Origin of the sequence: Curtobacterium sp. B8 (genome assembly GCF_000333315.1) — a bacterium.
GTDB lineage: Bacteria > Actinomycetota > Actinomycetes > Actinomycetales > Microbacteriaceae > Curtobacterium > Curtobacterium luteum.
This window is the reverse complement of record NZ_BACW01000700.1, coordinates 1-1,516: the sequence shown is the minus strand read 5'-3', so window position 1 is coordinate 1,516 and position 1,516 is coordinate 1. Positions and strand designations below refer to the sequence as shown.

2 protein-coding genes are annotated in these 1,516 nt (G+C 71.3%); both read left to right on the top strand.

The genetic code is table 11. The annotated features are described in order from the left end of the window. Positions 1-145 precede the first annotated feature (145 nt). On the top strand, positions 146-613 hold the full coding sequence (locus I59_RS18695) for a GtrA family protein (protein WP_022905187.1): 468 nt from the start codon (positions 146-148) through the stop codon (positions 611-613). Between the two features lie 10 nt (positions 614-623). Beyond that, positions 624-1,516: glycosyltransferase family 39 protein (locus tag I59_RS18690; protein ID WP_022905186.1), on the top strand; the 893-nt coding region annotated here is incomplete at its 3' end.

Here is a 1,516-nt window from a genome sequence, read left to right as displayed (position 1 = left end):
CCCACCGATGACCCCGACGCGCAACGCCATGCTGTGTGTTCCTTCCGTCGCTCACACCGAACGGTCTGAGCGCGCTGTCTAGAATCGTCCTCCGAAGTCGCCACGAGGTGCGACCCGTGACAACTCTACGGACCCTGGAGACACCGTGCGCCGACTCATCGCCCAGCTCGCTCGCTTCGGGGCGGTCGGCGCCGTGGGGTTCGTCGTCGACACCGCGGTGTTCAACCTGCTGCGCGCAACGGTGCTCGCACCGGACGAGGTGCACTCCGGGCCGTTCTGGGCGAAGGTCGTCTCGACGATCGTCGCCATCTTCGTCAACTGGATGGGCAACCGCTACTGGACGTTCCGTGAGCAGCGTCGTGCCACGGCCACCCGCGAGGGCATCGAGTTCGTCGTCGTCTCCCTCGGCGGCATGGTGATCGCGCTGGCCACCCTCGGGGTGTCGCACTACGCGATGGGCCTCACCTCGGTCGTCTCCGACAACATCGCGAACATCGTCGGACTCGTGCTCGGCACGGTCTTCCGCTTCTGGCTCTACAAGGTGTGGGTGTACCACCCCGAGCGCACCGCCGCGCCGGTCCAGGAGCCCGTCCGCACCGAGGTCGCCCCCTAACATCGCCGCTGTGACCACTGAACCGGAGCCCCCCGTCGTCGCGCGCTGGGAGCGGGTGGCCATCGCGGTCGTGACGGCCACCTTCGGCCTGTGGCTCGTCGCCTGGGCGCTCCTGGTGCCGGTGTTCGAAGCGCCGGACGAGACCGCCCACATCGACGCGACCGTGCACGTCGCGCTCGGCGATGCGTGGGCTGCTCCCGGCGACCTCCGGGTGACCCGTGCCGTGCTCATCGCGAAGCAGCAACAGGCGACGCAGCCGTCGGACGAGTGGGCGACCGTGACCGAACTGCTGCAGACCTTCCCCGGGCCGTCGACCACGGTCAACCAGATGACGCAGCACCCGCCGACCGCGTACCTCGTCGGGGCCGCGGTGCTCCGGGCCGTGCACTACGGCGACCTCCGGTGGGACCACGCGTTCCTGGCCCTCCGGCTCGCGGACGTCGCCATGGTGACGGCCCTGCCGCTCCTCGCCTGGTCCGCGGTCCGCCGGGTGACACGCTCCCCCCGCGCCGCGCTCGTCGGCGGGCTCGCGGTCTTCGCGTCGCCCGAGCTCGCGTCGATCGGGTCGTCGGTGTCGAACGACGCCCCCGTGCTGCTGCTGGCGGGCGTCACCGTCTGGCTCGCGACCCGGATGCTCACCGGGGACCTCCGGTGGCGGACGGCGATCGGGCTCGCGGTCGCGCTCGGGGCACTCGTCTGGGTCAAGGGCACCGGTCTGCCCGCCGTGCCCTTCGTCGGCGTCGTCGTGCTGTTCTCCGGGGTCGGGCTCCTCGGCTGGGGTGCGCGGGCGCTCCGGACCGTCGTCGTGCTCGGCGTCTCGGGAGCGATCGGTGCCTGGTGGTGGCTGCACAACCTCGTCGCCTACGGCCGCGTCCAACCGAACGGGACACCGCGATGCGCCGC